This is a genomic window from Pseudomaricurvus hydrocarbonicus (assembly GCF_011602365.1).
GTDB classification, from domain to species: Bacteria; Pseudomonadota; Gammaproteobacteria; order Pseudomonadales; family Cellvibrionaceae; genus Pseudomaricurvus; species Pseudomaricurvus hydrocarbonicus.
Genome location: NZ_JAAONZ010000028.1, coordinates 19,855 through 40,597, shown reverse-complemented (window position 1 = coordinate 40,597; position 20,743 = coordinate 19,855). Strand labels below are relative to the sequence as shown.

The 20,743-nt window shown below is 51.1% G+C and carries 15 protein-coding genes; 6 read left to right on the top strand and 9 right to left on the bottom strand.

The features are described from left to right. Positions 1-100: 100 nt before the first annotated feature. The 3 genes from G8770_RS22580 to G8770_RS22570 all read right to left on the bottom strand — a co-directional run bounded on the left by G8770_RS22580 (position 101) and on the right by G8770_RS22570 (position 4,305). Positions 101-520, bottom strand: coding sequence for an SDR family NAD(P)-dependent oxidoreductase (locus G8770_RS22580; protein WP_167192264.1), 420 nt, complete (start codon positions 518-520; stop codon positions 101-103). 221 nt (positions 521-741) lie between these two features. Beyond that, entirely contained in the window at positions 742-1,731 is a 990-nt protein-coding gene (locus G8770_RS22575; RefSeq protein WP_167192262.1) for an MBL fold metallo-hydrolase, read from the bottom strand. A 240-nt stretch (positions 1,732-1,971) separates the two neighbouring features. Further along, complete coding sequence (locus G8770_RS22570) at positions 1,972-4,305, bottom strand: TonB-dependent receptor (RefSeq protein WP_167192260.1); 2,334 nt, start codon at positions 4,303-4,305, stop codon at positions 1,972-1,974. 979 nt (positions 4,306-5,284) lie between these two features. Between G8770_RS22570 and G8770_RS22565 the strand changes: the two genes are divergently transcribed. Then, on the top strand, positions 5,285-6,094 hold the full coding sequence (locus G8770_RS22565) for a substrate-binding periplasmic protein (RefSeq protein ID WP_167192258.1): 810 nt from the start codon (positions 5,285-5,287) through the stop codon (positions 6,092-6,094). Positions 6,095-6,103: 9 nt separating this feature from the next. On the opposite strand, the gene G8770_RS22560 is transcribed toward G8770_RS22565, so the two are convergent. Then, positions 6,104-6,703, bottom strand: coding sequence for a TetR/AcrR family transcriptional regulator (locus G8770_RS22560; RefSeq protein ID WP_167192256.1), 600 nt, complete (start codon positions 6,701-6,703; stop codon positions 6,104-6,106). 259 nt (positions 6,704-6,962) lie between these two features. Here G8770_RS22560 and G8770_RS22555 point away from each other — a divergent pair, with 259 nt between their 5' ends. After that, positions 6,963-8,702: a CocE/NonD family hydrolase gene (locus G8770_RS22555; protein WP_167192254.1), complete on the top strand. Its 1,740-nt coding sequence runs from the start codon at positions 6,963-6,965 to the stop codon at positions 8,700-8,702. Between the two features lie 88 nt (positions 8,703-8,790). After that, entirely contained in the window at positions 8,791-11,049 is a 2,259-nt protein-coding gene (locus tag G8770_RS22550) for a CocE/NonD family hydrolase (RefSeq protein ID WP_167192252.1), read from the top strand. A 65-nt stretch (positions 11,050-11,114) separates the two neighbouring features. Here G8770_RS22550 and G8770_RS22545 read toward each other — a convergent pair whose 3' ends face one another. Continuing rightward, positions 11,115-11,747 carry a TetR/AcrR family transcriptional regulator gene (locus G8770_RS22545; RefSeq protein WP_167192250.1) on the bottom strand — a complete coding sequence of 211 codons (633 nt, stop codon included), beginning with the start codon at positions 11,745-11,747 and terminating at the stop codon, positions 11,115-11,117. Positions 11,748-12,034: 287 nt separating this feature from the next. Between G8770_RS22545 and G8770_RS22540 the strand changes: the two genes are divergently transcribed. The 3 genes from G8770_RS22540 to G8770_RS22530 all read left to right on the top strand — a co-directional run bounded on the left by G8770_RS22540 (position 12,035) and on the right by G8770_RS22530 (position 16,791). Then, positions 12,035-13,777 (top strand): CocE/NonD family hydrolase, encoded by a 1,743-nt coding sequence (locus G8770_RS22540; protein WP_167192248.1) that lies wholly within the window; start codon positions 12,035-12,037, stop codon positions 13,775-13,777. 107 nt (positions 13,778-13,884) lie between these two features. After that, positions 13,885-16,158 (top strand): CocE/NonD family hydrolase, encoded by a 2,274-nt coding sequence (locus G8770_RS22535; protein ID WP_167192245.1) that lies wholly within the window; start codon positions 13,885-13,887, stop codon positions 16,156-16,158. Between the two features lie 75 nt (positions 16,159-16,233). Next, entirely contained in the window at positions 16,234-16,791 is a 558-nt protein-coding gene (locus G8770_RS22530; RefSeq protein ID WP_167192243.1) for a nuclear transport factor 2 family protein, read from the top strand. A gap of 124 nt (positions 16,792-16,915) precedes the next feature. Here the strand turns inward: G8770_RS22530 and G8770_RS22525 are convergent, their stop codons facing one another. The 4 genes from G8770_RS22525 to G8770_RS22510 form a co-directional block, all read right to left on the bottom strand. Next, positions 16,916-17,872, bottom strand: coding sequence for a LysR family transcriptional regulator (locus G8770_RS22525; protein ID WP_167192241.1), 957 nt, complete (start codon positions 17,870-17,872; stop codon positions 16,916-16,918). After that, positions 17,865-18,878, bottom strand: a complete 1,014-nt coding sequence (locus tag G8770_RS22520; protein WP_208022464.1) for a LysR family transcriptional regulator — start codon at positions 18,876-18,878, stop codon at positions 17,865-17,867. Before G8770_RS22520 ends, G8770_RS22525 begins: the two co-directional genes overlap by 8 nt. A gap of 175 nt (positions 18,879-19,053) precedes the next feature. Continuing rightward, positions 19,054-19,845 carry an SDR family NAD(P)-dependent oxidoreductase gene (locus G8770_RS22515; protein ID WP_167192239.1) on the bottom strand — a complete coding sequence of 264 codons (792 nt, stop codon included), beginning with the start codon at positions 19,843-19,845 and terminating at the stop codon, positions 19,054-19,056. A gap of 204 nt (positions 19,846-20,049) precedes the next feature. Next, the gene (locus G8770_RS22510) at positions 20,050-20,577 is read right to left on the bottom strand and encodes a nuclear transport factor 2 family protein (protein ID WP_167192238.1); all 528 of its coding nucleotides are present in this window, start codon (positions 20,575-20,577) and stop codon (positions 20,050-20,052) included. Positions 20,578-20,743 lie beyond the last annotated feature (166 nt).

The following is a 20,743-nucleotide window of genomic DNA, read 5'->3' as shown; positions in this document are numbered from 1 at the left end:
TTGCTTAAGAATAGCCATAATCTGACTATCCGAATAACGGGGTACTTTCATGCGGAATCTCCTTCAAACTATTATGAGAAAATTCTACTTTTCAGGCCAGTTATTTATCGGGGGGATTACCCCCCCACTTGTTATTACGCATCATCGGCACGAACACTTTGGCACTTAAAAAAACGCTATCCAGGTTAATTTCGAGCGTCCGTTTCCAATCCTGAAAGTTCATATCGTCTATATGTACATTGGGGAAGATACCAGCATTATTGACGAGAATGTCACACCGACCATACTCATTTCTAACGAGATCGCCGGCGGCTTCCCAGTCTTCCTCCTGAGAGATATCCCCTTTAATCGATACTGCCTTGCCGCCTTCCCGCTGAATCAACCTGCTGGTTTCAGAAAGATCCGCAATATCGATCAGGGCGAGTAATGCTCCGCGTTGCGCAAGCTGAACTGCCAATTCTTGACCAATCCCTTTAGCCGCACCTGAAACTACGGCTACTCGATTTTTATGTGTTTGCATGACTTCTACCCCCAATACTGCCCACCATCCCAACCGGGACAGGAATACATAAATTTTCGGGCTTTCTATTATTTTTCAGCCTTCCGCTGTTTACCACATTTTCCCAGCGTTAATAAAATACTTCAGGTCTATCTCAAAAAGAGAAACGGTTTAAAGTACGGTATACGGTGTCGTCTGGTACAGTATCCATCACTACAGCTCAGCCCTGTATTAACAATATATTAGAAACTGAATAGATCTGTCCCGGCTACCACCTCACCAGAAAACTCTTTTCTCACGGCATCAGCAAGTTTCTCACCATTCTTTTCACTATCCCATGGCTCCGCGATGTGCGTAAGAACCACCTTTTTGACCCCCGCTCGAGTCGCCAATTTCCCCACCTCCTCTGGGGTTAGGTGTTCCTTGGCCATATGCTCAATCTGTTTGGTCTGATCAACACCACTGACAGAACCACGATCTAGGAGAAGTTTTTTAATTGCGGGGAAATCAATGATTTCACTCACGAGCACATCAGCTCCACGAGCCAGTTCCTCTACCGCAGAACTCGGCCCAGTATCGCCGGTAAATACAATGGAACGCCCCCCCGTGTCGATTCTATAGGAGTAGGATTTATCTTGACCGTAACTTCGTTGAGGCAATCTCATCGTCGAGTAATGACTGTTCGATACAGCGGTAATACGTATGACGGAGTCTTTATATATTTCAGTAGGACCATCAATAGAAACGTCCTTCGATGGAAACAGCGATGCAAAGGTGGGAAGATGCGGTTGCTGTAATCTGAAAATATCAAAACTACTCTGGAATACCTTGCCAGCATCCCTCACCAAACGTTGTGTGCCTGGTGGACCAATAATCTGCACTGGCGCTGATCGTCTGCCCATAATATCAAAAGCCATAAAGGCCGGTAGTCCTGCGGTATGATCAAAATGAAGATGCGTTAAAAAGACAGCATCAATCTTGTTTGGCTCGATACCGATCGAAGCAAGTTGACGTAGCGTACCATCACCCACATCTATCAAATAGGATTTTCCTTCAATCTGTATCAACGTTGACGGTTGGCTACGATTTTGTTTTGCAGCCGGCCCCCCACTGGTGCCCAGTAAAGTCACCTTCAAATCATCGAGTTTCTCATTCACTGGTTGTTCCGCCATAATTAATGGTGATCCCATCAATAGGCCAAAGCTGAAATAAATCATCAGTGTACGTAACATAAAATTTTCCTTGGTCATCATACAGGCACGAAAAAATAAGCTGCTATTTAATTATGTAAAAAAAAGGCAGTCCCCTGTACTGGATAGACTGCCGATGCAGAAAAGCTTTAAGTTAAATGCGCTGCCACCAAACGTTCGACTAAATCTTCTATAAATGTAGAACAATTTAGCTCTTATAATACCAAGCTTTACTTTGACTGAGCGCGGGCTGGTGCAATCAGAACCGCGCTAACCCACCGGTTAGAAGTTATATTTCACAGAAGCGCCGATAGTACGAGGCTCCCCTGGTGTGTCGACTGTGCTTTCAGTAAGACTGTATGCCAAAACACTACCGATATATTCCTCATCAAACAGGTTTCGCACATAACCTCTCACCTGCCAGTCGCCCCAGGTATAGCTGGCATTCAGGTTGGTGAGTGAGTAGCTATCGGTACGATACAGAGCCAGAACCTGACCTGTGGTAACACCTGGCGCTAGTTGTCCTGGGATTCCAGGATATGCTGTTCCCGCTGGCACTCCTAAATAATCGTTGGTGTAGCTTGACGAGTAAGTTTGTTGAACCTCCACTTCCAGCTCCCCCGGTCCAATTTCATTGGTGTACGTAATGGATAAGTTGGCGGAATGCTCAGGAGAACGCACCATTGGTGCTCCTGTAATGTCTACTTGAGGTGCCGGTGAAGCTGGCACTGTATACTCTGTAATTTCGGAATCTACATAAGTGTACTGCAACCCAACACGCCAGTGACTTGATAAAAGAGCAGTAATATCAACGTCAACACCTCGACCTTTTGCTTCACCAGCATTTGTCGTCAGAGGAGTAAGAGCTCCATCAATGAATATGTTCTGGCTCAACTGCAGGTCACTGTATTCATTATTAAAGAGGGCTACATTTAGCTGAAGACGGTAATCAAATAACTGAGATTTTAGCCCCAGTTCATAGGCATCCGCCGACTGCTCATCATAGCTAACCAGTGCTGCACCGCCTGTGTTCAGACCACCTGGAGAGTTGCCTCGTGCGTAACTTGCATAAACGATTACATCGGGTGCCACTTCATAACTGAGATTGATGTTACCCGTGATAGCCTCAAATGTATCCTCACGATAGGTTTGAGGTGTGGCCGGAATCAGGAATCCAGGAATAGTCTCCAAGAACACCGAAGTTGTCCCCGAAATCTCATCCTGACCCCATCGTAATCCGCCAGTCAAATTCAGGCGCTCTGTAAAGTCGTACCCCAATTGTACAAATGCAGCGTAGGCTTCAGTTTTGGTGTAGGTGGGCTGATAGGCACCTCTGAGGCCGGCCAAATCGTATTGGACACTCCCCGGACGAAACACTGCACCCACGTCCAAATCGATATCTTTACCACCAGACTGTTCTGTAACGTCATGAAGATAATAGAGACCTGTAAGGTAACTCAGGTTACCACTGTTTCCCGCCAGCCGGAACTCCTGCGAATACCGCTCTTCATCGAAGGACGCGTTGCCCGTTGCGAGATTAAACGGAGATGCATCCACGGTAAGGCTTTGGGTAGATTCTGAGTTTTGGTAATCGGTCAAAGAAGCGAATTCACCTATCGCCGTTTCAACGCGCAAGTCAAACGTAACCTGCTCACCTTTTACTTCGCCCTTTTGAGGTTGTGCATAACTACCATCCCAGACACTGTCCGGAAACCGTGTTGATCCAGCCTGAATAGCCGGGTCAAACGGATTGCCAAAAGGTATGGTTTGACCCAATGGCGAGGGCACCTCACCGGTTCGAACAAGACCAAAAGGTACGTCATCACGCATTACAGTTCCTGTTAGACGTGCTGTGACAGAGTCACTTGGCGTCCACAACGCTCTGATGCGTCCTATTTTTCGATCATAACCGTTGCCACGATTACCGGTTACGGAATCATATGTGTATCCTTCGCGCTGCTCGCGCAGACCAAAAAACCGTAAGGCTAAAGTATCGGAAATGGGGACAGACACAGCTCCCTTAATACTCCAGAGCTCTTCGCCGTGTACCGAACTTTCACCATAACCTGTATCAATATAGCCGGACAGTTCACTCTCCGGATCACTAGAGACCATGTTAATCGCACCGGCAAAAGAGGAGCGACCGTAAAGCGTACTCTGTGGTCCCTTAGCAACTTCGATGCGCTCACTATCTATGCGATTTACCAATGGCACTAACGACGGATTGATGAAAACACCGTCCTGAAAAATACCGACGGTTGAAAACGATGGATTCCCTGCTTGTGTTCGGTTACCAAATCCCCGGATACCGACAGCTGTAGCAGAACCAAATGTTTGGAATGTAACGCCGGAAACCATCGATTGAATATCATCAAGTGATTGCATACTGTCCACTTTGTCAGAGCCAATAGCATAAACGCTACCAGGAATATCCTGCAGTCGTTCTTCAACTCGACGGGCTGTAACCGTAATTTCCTCCAGAGTGAGACTGTCGGCGGCATAACTGGAGGATGGAAGAGTAGCATTGATAGCAACAGCAAGCGCCGAAACGCCTGTCAATCCATTTATCGAAGTACGCAAACTCCGTAATGATTGAGTGGATAATCTGGAAACCATAGTATTTTCTCCTTATTATATTTAACAATTACCTCTATGACTTGCGAGCATAGATTCTCAAGTCTATCGGCTATGTATTGTTGTGTTTACGAAGCTTACACCTTGCAATGTAATCAGCCTTTTGACGAATTTAGGCTGTCCCGCGACACTTTTTATAAATACAGACAGGTTCACACCTGTAGATTACGATTAATCCTGTGTCTATTATACTTAGGGATCAATACAGTTATGCACCATTTATAACATTTAAAATAAGTGCAGTCTGAAATCCTCTTATGGTTAATCTCTCTGTAAGCCTTCCGGAATGTTGAACAAAAGCAAATTAGGCATAAAAGTGTTTTCGCTGAACATACATGGGCTCTAGTTTTTATAAGAACAGTGACGTACTTTTCTAATTCGTTAAGCTCTAACATTAAAATCTCTGTCGTATCATTGGGCAGAAAACTTTAGCCAATTGTGTATATCCGTAACAAAAGCAAAGCCCAATTTGCGGATGGAAATACTTTGGCTATCACTTAGCCTGAAAACGTTTCTGTGTATGTGTTGAGTATAAACAGCCCATTAATCTTACGGGAAATGACAAATCCGGCTGCTGCGCAGCTGGAATTTTGATAGTGGATCCTGAGCCTCCTGTTATTCCCTGTTGGCTCTTGAGTGACAACTTGATTCACCAAGGTTCATGACGGTGTATTTAGGAGCGGGGAGACAGTTCATCGCCAGAGGTTCAACAAACCCGAATTAGGTATCCCCAGTTTGATTAAAGTAACCCCAAAAGGCGACAGACACAGTGTTGTGCAGCATAGATATGGTTTAATTTTCGATTTAATGAATCCCTGAAGCTTCTAAGAACAATTATTTATGCGTCTTATTATAGCTACAAAGTGAACTCCAAGTGGCCACTTCTTTGGTAGAGTGCATAGAAAACCACAAGGGCTTTACTAAGCTGATAATGTGCTCACCATAAGCGACGAATTACGGTATGAAACTACGAGCTTTCAATCTTTTAATGCTATTTACGATTATCCCCTTAAAATGCCTTGCAGATACAACTGCAGCACCATTGCTCGCTGCAGGTAACCCTCTGAATATAGGTGTTTATAAAATGGGGGAGCCTCTTGCTTTTAATAAAGAAAGTAAGGTGGTAGGGCTATTGCCCGATCTAATCTTAGCTTTGGGCGCAGCAGCTGGCCTCGAAGTGAAAGTGCATCTACTCCCTTATCAGCGCATTTTTACAAACCAGCAATGGATTCATCAGGATTTAGGGCTGACTTTTTACACGGGACAGCAAAATAAAGCTATCGAATCTAGGCATTTGACATGTTTTCAGCGCCCTTTAATACGGATTCCTCTGTATATTTATGGTACAAAACCTTCAACACGCACTACCCCCACTTTGGCGACATTGATACCCACCCCGCTACTAAAAGAATATTTTAAATTACCCAGTATTGAAGGGAAAAAGCTTAATGTAAAACGATCACCAAGTGCTGAGGCGGCTTTTAAATCGCTGATAAGCGACAGGGTTGATTATGTGGCCGCATCAGATATAGTGAGTGAATATTGGGCGGCACAATTACCCTTTAAACCTCTTATGGTCTTTTCAAAAGTCGGAGTAGCTTTTGGAACGCTCTGTTATCCTAAGGATAAATATACCAGTGGAGATGTAAGAAAGCTCGACGATGCACTCTTGGCAATACCTAAAGTAGATTTAGATGTAATCGTTGCTCCAATTTTGGCACGTTATAATCTTCCATCGACTATACGCTCATCTCTTCTACCGGCTGATTGAGCAAAGTACCTATTGCACCAGGATCTGCTGAATGGCCGGGGCAAGTATTCTGATCAACTCTTCGTGGTCCGCCGCAACAATGGTGGGTACACCGATAACACGTCGACCAACCACCACACCAACAAGCATGGACGAAGCTAGACCGGTACGCAGTCTAGCGTCGGAACAGTGGTTTTCGTTGGTTCCAGCCAGTAACCGCGATTGAATAAAATCGCTCAATTGATTCCGTGCCTGATCATTGACGAACGCGCCCCTCAGTGTCGCCATCAGGGGTTCGGACTCTTCGATTACCCCCTCCCAAGCAGTGAGAAAGGCGCGGACCACTCGTTCGCCCAAGTGTTCGTCGGGCCCCTCATACAGTGAGTTAAATCGCTCCAGAGCTGACTCTGGAATCGCCATCACCGCAGCAAAAAGTGCATCCTTAGAACGAAAAAATTGCATAACCTGTGCAACATCGACCTCTGCTTCCGCCGCAACTAATCGGATGGTTGTACCAACAAACCCATGTTTAGCGAAGCTAGCACGCGCAGCTTCGAGTACGGCCCGGCGTGTACTATTGGGCCCCGGTCGCCTCCCCCGACGCGCTGTCGAATTAGATTCTTTTTTCATATTTACACCCATAAATTTCGATATTTTAAGTATATCAACACTTGCTACTGATATATGTCCAGACCTGCTGCCCCTAAGGTAATAGGCACGCCTATTAAAAACAATTAAGGAGCTAGCATGATTGGCTTTCCTAAAGAGTTTCGTTCCATCAAACCATGATATTCATGTATTTTAATTAAATCAACGCGTGTTGATATATTCCCTGGCCTGCTGTACTCTAAAACAATAACCCCGCTCATTAAAAAAATAAGGAGCTCCCATGACAGACTGTCCTAAGAGTTTTGTGCCGTCTCATCCATTACCACCTGCCAGAACAGGGATTTTCACCGCGTTTGAAGCCGGAACCCGCACGCTTAAGGCAGGCTTCCAGGTGGCACCCCCATTCCAACCACTGCCTGTCGACATCGTCTTCGAGAAAGACGTGCCCGTAACCTTACGGGATGGTGTGACAATCTACGTAGACATCTTCCGTCCGACAGGTAATGAAAAGGTGCCGGTGATTGTAGCGTGGAGTCCATATGGCAAGGGCCAGGGGACATCCGCCAGCGTGATGGGTGTGTTCGGTCTAGTAGGACTGAGCAATTCCGTTGTGTCTGGTTTGGCAAAGTTTGAAGCCCCGGACCCGGCCTACTGGTGTGCCCGAGGCTACGCAATTTGTAACCCCGATCCACGCGGCTGCGTCGATTCTGAAGGCAACAGCGTGCTGTGGGACCGCCAGGAAGGCCGAGACTGCCACGACCTGATCGAGTGGCTGGCCGAGCAGTCTTGGTGTACTGGCAAGGTTGGTATGAGCGGCACTTCGTATCTGGCAGCTTCACAGTGGTTCACCGCGGCCGAACAGCCCAAGCACCTTGCGGCAATCAACCCCTGGGAGGGTGTGAGTGACGTATATCGCGATTTGGTTATGCGTGGCGGTATGCCTGACACAAGCTTCGCGGGCCTGCTCCAGAATGGCAGCTTTTTCGGCAAAAACGAGAAGGAAGATATCCTCTTGGAAGCGCAGCGATACCCGTTGATGAACGACCTGTGGGCCGAAAAAATTCCCGACTTCGACAGCATCACCGTACCGGCCTTTGTGGTCGCCAGTTATTCCAATACGCTGCATACCGCAGGCACTTTTCGTGGCTGGAGGCGCATCGCATCAGAAGACAAATGGCTGCGTGTTCACAACAGCCAGGAGTGGCCTGACTACTACGATGAGGCCAACGTAGAAGATTTACGCCGCTTCTTCGATCGCTACCTCAAAGAGATCGACAATGGCTGGGAAGACACCCCCCGCGTACGCTACGCGGTGCATGACTTCCAAGGTGGCGACCAAACTAACGTGCCAGCCGACGCTTTCCCACCGAAAGAGGCGGTATCAACCAAACTGTACCTCGACGGTGCAGCACGTATCCTGAGCCCCAATGCTCCCGCTAACGAAGTACCTGCAATGTATGACGTTGGCGTCAGCCCCGATGCGGTTTCTTTCATCGTCCGCTTCGACAAAGAAACCCAACTGGTCGGGTATCCTAAAGCGCGATTATTCGTCGAAGCACGCGGTGCCGATGATATGGACCTGTTCGCTCTGATCCAGAAGCTGGACAAATTCGGCACACCGCTGCAACAGTTTACTGCCCCCAACCACAACGCCAGGGTACATGATCTCACCGACCATGGGGCCACCGTTTTGCGTTACAAAGGATCGGATGGACGCCTGCGGGTATCCACTCGCCACCTGGATGAAACCCTGTCCACGGATGATGTACCGGCGCATACCTTCGACCGCGTCGAGAAGCTTTCTCCCGGCGAAGTCGTGGCCATCGACATCGACCTGCTGCCCCTCGGCTGGGCATTCCACCCGGGTGAACAACTTCGCTTCATCGTCAGCTCGCGCAACCTCTCGGGGACGCTGATGCCAGGGCTGGCCGAATATGTCGGTGCCAACGCGGGGCAGCATGTAATTCACACCGGTGGACAGTACGCATCCTATCTGCAACTGCCGATTCTGATCGATTAATGGGGTGTTTCCCAACCATACACGCGCAACCTGATTTTCCGGCTGCGCCGATTTCACTGACTTGCTGCACACGCATTAGGAGAGCACCATGACACAGTCTTCTGCACCGGCTCTAAGCCCTGTTTTAACCGGCGTGTTCGCCGGCCCCATCGCCGGCCTGAAATACCAGACACCCACATTGTCTGGTATCACCACGGATAATGGCGAATTCCAGTACCGAGCCAACGAGGCCATTAGCTTTATGGTTGGCGGCATCGTTCTCGGTTCCGTCGAGGCTGCACCCCGCTTGAATCTGGCACAGCTGGCCAACCGCGTGGATGGCAAAATCGACAAACTGCACGACCCCTCGATCACCAACCTGGCACGCTTCGTTCACACTCTGGACCAGGAAGGCAACATCGAGTCGGGGGTTAAAATTTCCCCTCAGGTGCACGAACTGATTGGTTCAACCCCGATCAACTTCAGCCCACCTGTTATGCCGATGGGACAAGCCGGCGGTGACTTCGCCGACGACCCCACCCTGCTCAAGATTCTTGAGACGCTGAACGCAACGCCCGGTGTATTCACCGCCAAAACGCCACGCACACTGTGCGAGGCAGCCTCCAGCCGAAACGAACTGCGGCGCAATATCCGCGGCATCATCAAGACAACTGATGTCCGTATTCCGCTGCGCGATGGCACTTACGTGTGCGCCGACGTCTTCCGCCCGGCTGAACCGGGCCGTTACCCCGTCGTGATGAGCCAGACCTTTTACGGCAAGAGCTTCTATCACGACTGCATTTGCAACGAGGCCGACGCGATCAGTAAGGAAGAGATGGAAGACCGCTACTTCTCCGGCAATCCCGACGGTGCCCAATATGAGAACCACGAGAACGTCGATTCTTCAGTATGGGTACCAGAGGGCTACGTCTGCATTCGAGTTGACGCGCGGGGCGTAGGAAACAGCCAAGGTGAGCAGGCACCGTTCAGTGTGCAGGAAGCCGAGGACTACTACGACGCCATCGAATGGGCGGGCACTCAACCCTGGTCGAATGGCAATGTGGGCCTGTGGGGCATGTCCTACCTGGCCATGACCCAGCACCATGTGGCCAGCTTGCAGCCACCGCACCTCAAAGCGATGATCGCACAAGGCACCGATTCCGACATCTACAACGAAGCCCTGTATGGCGGCGGTATCTTCGGTTCCGGATTCTGGAACTGGTGGTGGAAGATCTGGTCGGGCAATAACCACTGTGGTGAACGCCGTGAAACCCCCTGGATGGCCCGCGTTCTGGATACGCCTTTCAACGACCCCGAGGCCTACGGCACGAACGGCAGCATCTTCATGCGCCCGGACATGAGCAAGGCCACGGCGCCGGTTTGGATTGTGGGCCCGCAAGTGGGCGCCATCATTCACCAGTTGGGCAGCAGTGAAACCTTTATTCGCTCCACCGCTTCCAAGGCACGCAAGTTTGATTTCACCGATGCCTGGTTCCCGGACTCATACAGTAACAAGTCCCTGGCCGAGCACATACGTTACTTCGACTACTGGCTAAAAGGCATCGACAACGGCGTGATGGACGAGGCACCGGTAAGGGTACAGGTTCGCACCGGCAACGGCGCTCACTTCGTGTTGCACGAAAACGAGTGGCCGATAGCACGTACCGAATACCGTCGCTGGTATTTCGATGCCCGGCCTTCGACCTGGCAGAACGATGAGCGGCGCCCCAACGCGCTGCGTATCAGCGAAACCGTACCCACTGAACCAAGCACTGCCGAGTATGACGCGCATCTGGATCTGGGCACCCCTACGCTCGCGCCCGCAGGCTCCAGTGATGGCACTCCGCGCTGGTCTACCGGCATTTCTTTTGTCAGCGAACCGATGAGTGAAGACATGACGCTCGCCGGGTACATGAAGGTAGGTCTATGGGTAGAATCGAGCAGTGCCGACATGGACGTATTTGTTTCATTCCGCGTGCTGGACGAACACGACAAGGAGATCCGCTACGAGTCCGTAGTACTTCCAGTGGATCCAGTGCACATTCATCCAGTTGGGCATGGCTTGTTGAAAGTGTCACGACGCAAGCTCGATGTCGAACGCTCTACTGAATACTGGCCCGTGCATACTCACTTGGAAGAGGATGAGGCCCCACTGCAAAGTGGCGAAGTTGTGCCTGTCGAAATCGGGCTCAACCCCAGCACAGCGCTAATCCGCAAAGGACATCGCTTGTTGGTGGATATTCAACCCTATGCGCCAGCAGGAGTACCCGTTCGCGCCTATGACGAGAGCTATCACATTGATGCTGTAAACAAGATCTACACCGGACCAGAGCATCCCAGTTATTTACAGCTACCCATAATTCCCTGATAGCTACCCTATAATTAAGCGTTTTTCCGGCATATCAGTAACCGGAATTGCACCAAAGGCGCCAACTAACTGGTGCCTTTGGCTGGCAAGAGTATGTTCTGTATCGCCGGGGCAGCCATCGCCACCAACGTTTCCTGATCGACGGCTGTCAGCATCGGCACACCTATGATTTGACGGCCAGTGACCAACCCCACCAACATCGACAGGGCTACGCCCGCTCGCAGGCGAGCATCTGGACCAAGAGATGTGCTATCACCTGCCATCAATCTGGACTCGATATAGGCCCGCAGTTGATCGCGGGCCTGGGCGTGCACCATCGCATTCCTGAGCATCGCCATGAGGGGCTCCGACTCCTCGGGCGCACCATCCCACGCCTGCAAAAAGGTGCGCACCACGCGCTCTCCCAGCCGCTCATCTGCTTCCTCAAACACCGTACCCAATTTCTTCAGTGCCGATTCTGGAATGTCCATAACAGACGCAAATAGTTCATCTTTCGAGCGGAAAAACTGCATCACCATGGACACGTCAACGCCAGCATCAGCGGCAACAAGCCGCATGGTGGTGGCTGCAAATCCATCATTGGCGAAGCGCGCTCGCGCAGCTTCAAGGACTGCTTTCCGGGTACTGCCCCCTCCTGGTCTTCGCCCAGGTTTGCGGCCTCGGCGAGCTGTTACTGTAGGTTCTGTTTTGCTTGTCATAGTGCCGATTTCTAAGTTGTTTGCAGTCTCAAGAGAAACAGCGAATTGTCAGGCCGGGTCAAATTAATAATCGCCAAACATAACAACTCCTGACGCTGCTGTCATCCGCGTCCCCAGGGTTTTACCGATTTCCAACCATATTTCAGCGACTTACCCGAGAAGGAAATAATGAGTCTGTTTAGGCCATTTTCTCAACGCGTGTTGAGAAAAAAATAAGTCCGCTCTACAATCAGCTCATGCCCAGCGTTTGACCAAGACCTGTAATACAAGAATAAGAGGATCTAACCATGAGCGATATTTCGCAGCTGTTCATTCCATCCGCGCCACTGCCGGCTGACCGCATCGGACTGCTAACACCATACGATCCTGGTGTTCGCACTCTGCCTGCAGGTCACCAAGTAGCACCACCATTCAAGCCACTTCCGGTCGATATCGTGTTCGAGAAAGACGTGCCGGTCACATTGCGAGATGGCGTGACGATCTACGTCGATCTATTTCGCCCGGTCGGTACCGAAGAGGTACCTGTGATTGTCGCCTGGAGCCCCTATGGCAAGGCGCAAGGTACTTCGGCTAGTGTAATGGGGGTGTTCGGTATGGTGGGTCTGAGTAACTCCCTCGTCTCCGGACTAGCCAAGTTCGAGGGTCCGGATCCGGCTTATTGGTGTGCCCATGGCTATGCCATCTGCAACCCTGATCCACGTGGGATTGTCGACTCCGAAGGTAACAGCGTTCTCTGGGATCGCCAGGAAGGCCTCGACTGCCACGATCTTATCGAATGGCTCGCCGAACAGCAGTGGTGCACTGGCAAGGTCGGCATGAGTGGAACTTCTTACCTAGCAGCTTCTCAATGGTTCACCGCAGCTGAGCAACCCAAACATCTTGTCGCGATCAACCCCTGGGAGGGCGTAAGCGATGTCTACCGCGATCTGTTAAAACGCGGTGGTATGCCAGACGTATACTTCGGTCAGCGTTTGCAGAAAGGCAGCTTTTTCGGCAAGCAGCAGAAGGAGGATCTGATTAGCGAGGAACAGCGCTACCCACTGATGAATGATCTGTGGCGCAACAAAATTCCCGACTTCGATCGTATCACGGTACCAGCTTATGTGGTCGCCAGTTACTCCAATACACTACACACAGCGGGCACCTTCCGCGCATGGCGGCGCATGGCCTCAGAAGACAAATGGCTGCGTATCCACAACAGTCAGGAGTGGCCTGACTACTACGACGAAGCCAACGTTGAAGACCTCCGCAGTTTCTTCGATCATTTTCTTAAAGGCCAAGACAACGACTGGCGATCCACACCACGTGTGCGCTACGCACTGCATGATTTCAAAGGCGGCGATCAGGTAAATCTGCCCGCAGATAGTTTCCCACCAGCTGACATCAGCTTGACCAAACTGTATCTCGACGGCCTTTCTCGCACGCTAAGCGATACAGCTCCGGCTGGTGCAATGGAAGCGAGTTACGGCACCGAATCGAATCCCAATGCGGTGTCGTTCATCACCCGCTTCGAGAAGGAAACGGTCATCGTCGGTTACCCCAAGGCACACCTCTGGGTAGAAGCGCGTGGAGCCGATGACATGGATCTGTTCGTGCTTATCCAGAAGCTCGATGCCTACGGCACACCACTGCAACAGTTCACTGTGCCCAACCAAAGCGCTCGTTGCCATGACGTTACCGACCATGGCGGCAGCATCCTGCGCTACAAGGGTTCGGATGGCAGGTTACGGGTATCGGCTCGCCACCTCGACGAATCCCTGTCCACCGACGAGGTGCCGGCACACACCTTTGATCGCATAGAGAAGCTATCTGAGGGAGAAGTTGTGGAGATTGAGATTGATCTGTTACCAACAGGCATCACGTTCTACCCCGGTGACCAGCTGCGTTTCATTATCAGCGCCCACAACTTGAGCGGAACAATGATGCCAGGCCTGCAAGAATACACTGGAGCGAACAGCGGTCAGCACGTTATCCATACAGGTGGAAACCATGCCTCCTATCTCCAGTTGCCCATAAAAATCACTGGATAATTCTTTGAACGGCTGGTCCCCCACATACTTACATCACATGTAGGAACCATGAGGCGACAGCCCAATTTTGGCTGTCGCCGTAATCACCATTTCTAGAGGACATCAGCATGCTGCAAACAGGCATTTTTTCAGGACCAATTTTTGGTCTCAAATATCAAACCCCGACCAATAGTGGCCTTACAAACGACAAGGGCGAGTTTCAATACCGTGAAGGTGAACGCATCGCGTTCCTGCTCGGCAACACAACTATCGGTTCGGCTATGGGAGCTCCGCGTATCAATCTGGCGGACATCATCAGTCGTGTGGATGGCAATATCAATAAGTTGCAAGACGCAGGCCTGACCAACATTGCCCGTTTTGTCTGTTCACTGGATCGTGACGGTGACCTGAACGGTGGCATCACTATTGATCCCGCGGTACACGACATCCTCGGTAAATACCGGATTAATTTCCGCCACGATATTTCCTTTGCCGGTATGGATTTAAACCCCACGCTGGAGTTCGAACAGGACCCCATGGTATCGACGATGCTTGCCGAACTGTCCGATGCTGGCGTGTTTACCGATCGCACACCGCGACAGCTTTGCACAGCGGCGACAGCGCGCAACGAAGTACGCCGTAACATTCTGGGAATTCAGCGTTTTAAAGATGTGAAAATCCCGCTGAAAAACGGCTTGTACGTTTACGCAGATGTGTTCCGCCCGGCTAAAGAGGGTAATTTTCCAGTAATCATGAATTGCGGTCCTTATGGACGCGCGTTCTACCATCACTCGATTGCCGATGACGCTGACTTCGAGGCCCACGAAGAGCTGGAGGAGAAATACTTCTTCGGCAACTCTGGTGGGCAAGTGTTCGAGAACCACGAAACCGTTAACACAGTCGACTGGGTTCCTCACGACTATATCGTGATGCGCGTTGATGGCCCCGGGTCAGGCAAAAACCCTGGTACTCTGGCACCCTGGGGTATCGAAGCCGCAGAGGCATTTCGCGACGCCAGCGAATGGGCGGGTGAACAACCGTGGTCAAACGGTAACGTCGGCCTCTGGGGTATGTCTTACTACGCCATGAGCCAGCATATGGTGGCCAGCCTCCAGCCCAAGCACCTCAAAGCGATGATTGCCATCGGCACCGATGTGGATCTCTATGAGGAAGTGGCCTATACCGGTGGTATCCTGAACGAGGAATTCTTCAGCCACTGGTACAAGGCGGGGGTACTGGCTGCCGTGTGCGGCGAACCCAATGCCGTGAACTTTATCGAGATGCTGAAAGAAGCCTCCTTCAAAGATTCCGACACCTCAGCAGCGTTCGGCCCCAAGTCGACCATTATGATGAGTCCGGATATGAGTCAGGTGGATGTACCACTCTGGGCCATCGCCTGTACCACCCACATGGCCCATTTCCATCAGCTTGGCAGCAGTGAGGCGTATCTCGCCACAAACACCGACGCCAAGAAAATAGACTTCCTGGAGGACTGGTTTACCAAGCCCTATACCCGTTCGTTGTTGACCGCTCATCGTGCGTTTTTCGACCACTGGTTGAAAGGAATCGATAACGGCATCATGGATGAGCCGCCAGTGCGTCTGGAAATTCGCAGTGGCAATGGCGCTTCCTATATTCAGGAAGAGAATGAATGGCCTATCGCCAGGACAACCTATCCTAAATGGTTCTTCGATGCGAATCCCACGGACTGGAAAGGCGATGAGTATCGCGATGACTTTCTGCGTTTGTCGGTGACACATCCCAGCAGCGATGGCCAGGCGGATTACTCCGCCGAAATTCCGCTGGAGCTGCGCACGGGTATTCCGCCCTGCTTCCTGCCCGTCAAACCACCAGAGGTGCTGGAAATTTGGAAAACAGGAATCTCGTTTATCAGTGAACCCGTTGAAGAAGATATGGTATTTGCCGGTTACGGCAAGGCGAAGCTGTGGGTTTCCTCCACCAGCGCAGACATGGACATCTTTTTGAGCCTGCGAATTCTCGATGAAGATGGCAAGGAGGTCGACTACGCCGGTCCAACCACCATGGGCATGAACGTACCCAACTACCCACTGGCCAAGGGTTGGCTGAAAGTATCACATCGCAAGATCGACGAGGCGCGCACAACCGAGTACACCGTTAAACACACACACAGTAAAGCTGACTATGCACCGCTCAAAGATAACGAAGTTGTTCCGGTTGAAATCGAGATCATTCCTAACACCGCACTGATCCGCAAAGGCTACCGTTTGCGCGTTGATATTCAGCCTTTCGATGGTGTTGACCATGGTCCGCGCCACGCCTATGACGCGTCCTACCATGACGGTGCGCGCAACGCGGTCTACACCGGCCCGGATCGGCAAGGCTTTATCCAGCTGCCGATTGTTCCGGCGAAAGACACGTAAACCCATCGCAGGCCGTTGGCAAAGGGGCCTGCGACTAACTCTGCATATCCAAAAAATTGACTACAGGAGATAGATATGACACTCGAAGAACTCGCCGCACGCACGGAAATTCACGATGTTCTGCTACGATACTGCCGTGGCCTTGACCGCATCGATATGTCGTTGGTCCGTGGCGCCTTCCATGATGACGCCTACATACACTTTCCCGAGAGCCTTCATATCGGTGGAGCTGAAGGTTTTTTTAAATTTCTGACCGATGAAATGCCTCGATTCAACCGTACCCAGCACTTTTTGGGTAATAGTCTGATTGAATTTGACGGCCCGGATATCGCGTTTGTTGAGACCTACTTGCAGGCTGATCACGCGGCCTCCGAGCGCCATCACTGGAAAGGCGAAACTGTAAAAATGTGGGCACGCTATTTTGACCGTTTCGAACGCCGCAATGGTGTCTGGCTGATTGCCGAGCGCCGCCTTATGGTGGATCTGATGTACCGCTACCCAAACAAGGAAAACTGGTTCGATGACCATCCCGACGCTTCCGCTAGCCCGCGTGACGGGACCGATCGTGTACTGCGCAAAGTCGCTGGTTATCATGGAACACCGATCGGAAAAAAATCGCTTACAGACGATTAATTAATACATAGCGTTAAACACGTACATATCGGGGCGAAGCCACTACTGTCAGAGTACGGCCGGCTTCGCCGCGATGTTTTGCAGAGCTGAAACCTCAGCAATAGGAGATGCCGCCTGGCATGTGCTACCGGCAGAAATCGCCGGTCTGAAAAGTATTCAGCCGTTCAAGATGCTCTAGGGTGACCTCCTGAATCGCACGAATCGCCTCCAGCATCAGTGGTGAAGGTTTCACCTTTGCCGATTGCACCAGCAATAGCTCAAGGTTGAGGCCCGCACCGGGAAACGGGTTGAGCCTGAAATCTCGCTCTCCCGGCTCCGCACAAAAACCGTGAATAAACATCAGGCCAGGAAGAATCGCCATCCACTCACTTTCTCGGATCAGATCCAGCGTCGCCAGCACGGCATCGAGTTGATAGTTCGGTCCCGTTTCTGGTAAATCCAATTGCAAACCTATCCATTCAGCATGCTCACGCTTATCAGGTGCAAGGAGTTTAAGTCCTGCCAGTTTGTCGAATTCTATAACCTCACCATGCTCAAACCCGCTGGCATGAGTAATAGACGAAACCAAAAATGCTGGAGTGCTGGCAAAGACCGAAGTTGTTAGATCCGTTGGAGGATGCGAGATCGACGGAATAATGGCAAAGTCAAGCTCATGGGAGCGCACTCTGTCGATCAGTATATTACTGGGGGCATCAATCACAGCGATGGAGGCATTGGGATGCCGCTCCATCAGAGACAGATAGGCCGGTGCCAGCTGACAAAAGGCCAAGGTGGGTGTCACCCCGAATCGCACTTCGCCAGTAAGCCCGAGGTCAAAGCAGCCCAGGGTCTGTAGTGCCTGAGCGTTGGCAGCAAGAACCTCCAAACAATGCTGGTAGAACACAGTGCCCGCTTCGGTAGGCTCGACCGCTTTCTGTCGGTCGAACAGCTGTACTCCCAGAGACTCCTCCAGCTGTTTTATGTGATGAGAAATACCAGACTGGGTAGCGAACTCGCGTTCTGCCGCAGCGGTGAAGGACCCTGTTTCATACACTGCGACAAACAGCTGCATCTCCCGTAAGCCGGGTAATGAATCATTCATGAGGCAATGCGCTCTTAAAAGGGTGATTTAAGCTATTTACTTGTTCGCCATGGGCAATACGGATCGGGATCTCGTTGATCTCTTCTGTGGCCTGTCTCAACAACTCGATAAAGTTCTGGGCAATTGTGCTCAAAGGTATACGCGCGGGCTCCACCAGCAGCATTTCGTCCCAAAGAATGGGATCAGCCAGCGGATTGAGGGTGAAGCGTCGACGGCGCAAATCATCGGCGATGAAAAGTCCGGAAATAATTGCCGTCCAGTGGCTGGTGCGAACCAGATCCATGGCACCGAGCATGGATTCGAACCAGTTGATTCGCTCCACAACCTGAACATTGTGGTCGATCAGATATTTTTCCAGTAACGGTCTTCTACCCACAGGTAGCACAAGGTGCAGGTCCTTGACCTTGTTCAGGCGAATCGGCTCACAATGTGGTAGATCTGAGTTCGGTGACGAGACCAGAAACGCCGGTGTCCTAGTAAATACCGATATACCGAGTCCACTGCCACCGCCAGCATCGTAGAACATACGCTGTGTGATAGCAAAATCCAGCATGCCACGGCGGACGGAGGTCGCCAAGACGGCGCCTGTTCCTTCGGTCAATTGTACGGATACATTAGGATAGGCAATTTCGAAAGCCCGCAACGCCCGACTGAATACCGAACGGCTCATCGTGGGGATCATGCCCATCCGCAGAGTTCCGACAGCCGGCTCCGCACGGCGACCGACCGCGTTGCTTGCACTTTCATGCAAACGCAAAAGTTGAACACATTGTTGGTAATAGGCGTGGCCCGCTGGCGTTGGCACAATCGCACGGTCACGGAAAAAAAGCTGTACACCCAATTGGGCTTCTAACTGCCTTACATGCGCCGAGACACCAGACTGGCCCAACCCTTCGCGGCTGGCAGCTACTGTAAAGGAACCCTCCTCGTACACGGCGACGAACATGCGGATGTGCATCAACTTTGGAAGCTTGATCCGCTGGGCTGTATTACTTTTATTGTTCATGACTACATGCCCTTAGCCAGCTATAGAATACTAAGATTCTATCTCTATCTGGTGTCGCATGCTACGCCTTGTCGAATTGCTAGCCAGTCTTTATGCGTATTGCGGCGAGGTTTATCCGTCATTTTAATTCAGGCCGTTAGATAGCGCGGCTAGAGTGTACTTAAGATGACCGTCATCATACTTTTGAGTTCCAGATGATGCCGGACATCCCCCCGTCTACGGCGATATCCGTCGCGGTGATATAGGACGCTCGGTCCGATGCAATAAACAGCGCCGTTTCAACGATCTCCGCCGCACGGGCTGGACGTCCCAGCGGAGCATGCCGCCACAGCGGGCGCGCTATGGGTAAGCCGTACTCATCCAATGTCGGCGATGATAGCGCATCCGGATTTGCAATCAGTCCTGGGCTGATGCTGACCGCACGAATGCCATGGGGTGCACCCTGGGCAGCCAACATGCGTGTAAGCGCCTGTAATCCCGCATTTGCCGCACCATGGGCAACGGCCGGGAAGCCTGCGAGCTCGAGGTGGCCGGCAATGGATGACAGGCAGACAATCACACCTTTTTTCTGCTTAAGCATATGCGGCCACACCGCGCGAGAAGCCACATAGGCAATTGTCAATTCGTTGCGGATTGTTAAATCCCAATGCTCAATAGAGGCTTCATTGAACGGTGCAATAGCGATACCTGCAGCGATGTGAAAGAGCACATCAATACGCCCCCACAGCGCTATGGCTTCATCGACCCAGCGTTGCGCTTCTACCGGATTGGCAAGGTCCAACGGTGCAAGAGACTGCATCTCGCCGCCCATCTCGTTTACCCGTCGGCAGGTTTCTTCAGCTGGCTCGGTTGCGATGTCGCAACCGAGCACTTTCGCACCAGCCAGGGCGAACATCTGGGCAGCGACCCTACCCACTTGTCCACCAGTACCTGTTATCAGCACGACTTTGTCATTGAACTCTTTCATCGAAACTATCCTATCAGAAGCCAGTGTGGTAACACGCATGACCATGCCGAACGCAGGCGTTCTGTTAAACTCTGCTCGGACAGCCCTTCTACATCCAAGCCATAAATCGCAAACACGCCGTCACTCAACAACATGCAACTTGGGTAGGGCAGTAACTTGGCTTGTTGTCTCATTAAGGGCACAGGGAGGAGACTTGAGTTCGACTTACTTCTTCTTGGCAATTTTCTGAAAGTAACGGACCTTGCCTTGCTCGCGATAACTTCGCAGTGTATGCGTTGTCATCACCGGGCGCTGTTCGTAGGCCGGTTCTGGCACGTTCGGGTTGCCTGTCCAGGAGATCAGTCGACAAACGCGGCTGCTGATGCGCCAGCCCTTGTCAGTACGTACCAGCACATCGTCATACCAGCCACGACCCACCCAGTCAGGACCGCCTTCAGCCGTGTCACGAGAAAGTAACCAATCGCCGTAGGTCAGTGCATAAGCGGTATCACCATCAACGTGAATGCAAGAACCCGTCATGGTATGCATGTGATTAGTCAGAGTTTCGTGGAAGTCCTTAAAGGCGAATTTCAGCGCGGCTACTGAATTCCAGACGGCCCCTGCAGGTCCGAAATCAGCATGTGTATCTTCAGTAAACACCTCGTCAAGAACATCCCAGGCGTGGCTATCAAGCGCGACACCGTATAGATTGATAACATCAATAATTTCAACTTTATCTTGTGTAACACTCATCTTAATTTCTCCTATTAGCCAGAATTATAAAAACAGCTCTAGTAGCTTCTACTGTAAAACTCTGATTAACTGCAATACTCGATGACATCCCATAAATTGTCGAACGGATTTTTCAAAGTCTGGGAAATAAATCTACCATCAGCTGCGAGATCAGGATTTGTGGTTG

Bases quoted from the DNA above. Each gene is read 5' to 3' on its own strand.
- G8770_RS22525 (WP_167192241.1), bottom strand. From the start codon at position 17,872: ATGAATGATTCATTACCCGGCTTACGGGAGATGCAGCTGTTTGTCGCA.
- G8770_RS22560 (WP_167192256.1), bottom strand. From the start codon at position 6,703: ATGAAAAAAGAATCTAATTCGACAGCGCGTCGGGGGAGGCGACCGGGG.
- G8770_RS22565 (WP_167192258.1), top strand. From the start codon at position 5,285: ATGAAACTACGAGCTTTCAATCTTTTAATGCTATTTACGATTATCCCC.
- G8770_RS22555 (WP_167192254.1), top strand. From the start codon at position 6,963: ATGACAGACTGTCCTAAGAGTTTTGTGCCGTCTCATCCATTACCACCT.
- G8770_RS22515 (WP_167192239.1), bottom strand. From the start codon at position 19,845: ATGAAAGAGTTCAATGACAAAGTCGTGCTGATAACAGGTACTGGTGGA.
- G8770_RS22545 (WP_167192250.1), bottom strand. From the start codon at position 11,747: ATGACAAGCAAAACAGAACCTACAGTAACAGCTCGCCGAGGCCGCAAA.
- G8770_RS22520 (WP_208022464.1), bottom strand. From the start codon at position 18,878: ATGAACAATAAAAGTAATACAGCCCAGCGGATCAAGCTTCCAAAGTTG.
- G8770_RS22550 (WP_167192252.1), top strand. From the start codon at position 8,791: ATGACACAGTCTTCTGCACCGGCTCTAAGCCCTGTTTTAACCGGCGTG.
- G8770_RS22540 (WP_167192248.1), top strand. From the start codon at position 12,035: ATGAGCGATATTTCGCAGCTGTTCATTCCATCCGCGCCACTGCCGGCT.
- G8770_RS22535 (WP_167192245.1), top strand. From the start codon at position 13,885: ATGCTGCAAACAGGCATTTTTTCAGGACCAATTTTTGGTCTCAAATAT.
- G8770_RS22575 (WP_167192262.1), bottom strand. From the start codon at position 1,731: ATGTTACGTACACTGATGATTTATTTCAGCTTTGGCCTATTGATGGGA.
- G8770_RS22570 (WP_167192260.1), bottom strand. From the start codon at position 4,305: ATGGTTTCCAGATTATCCACTCAATCATTACGGAGTTTGCGTACTTCG.
- G8770_RS22530 (WP_167192243.1), top strand. From the start codon at position 16,234: ATGACACTCGAAGAACTCGCCGCACGCACGGAAATTCACGATGTTCTG.
- G8770_RS22510 (WP_167192238.1), bottom strand. From the start codon at position 20,577: ATGAGTGTTACACAAGATAAAGTTGAAATTATTGATGTTATCAATCTA.
- G8770_RS22580 (WP_167192264.1), bottom strand. From the start codon at position 520: ATGCAAACACATAAAAATCGAGTAGCCGTAGTTTCAGGTGCGGCTAAA.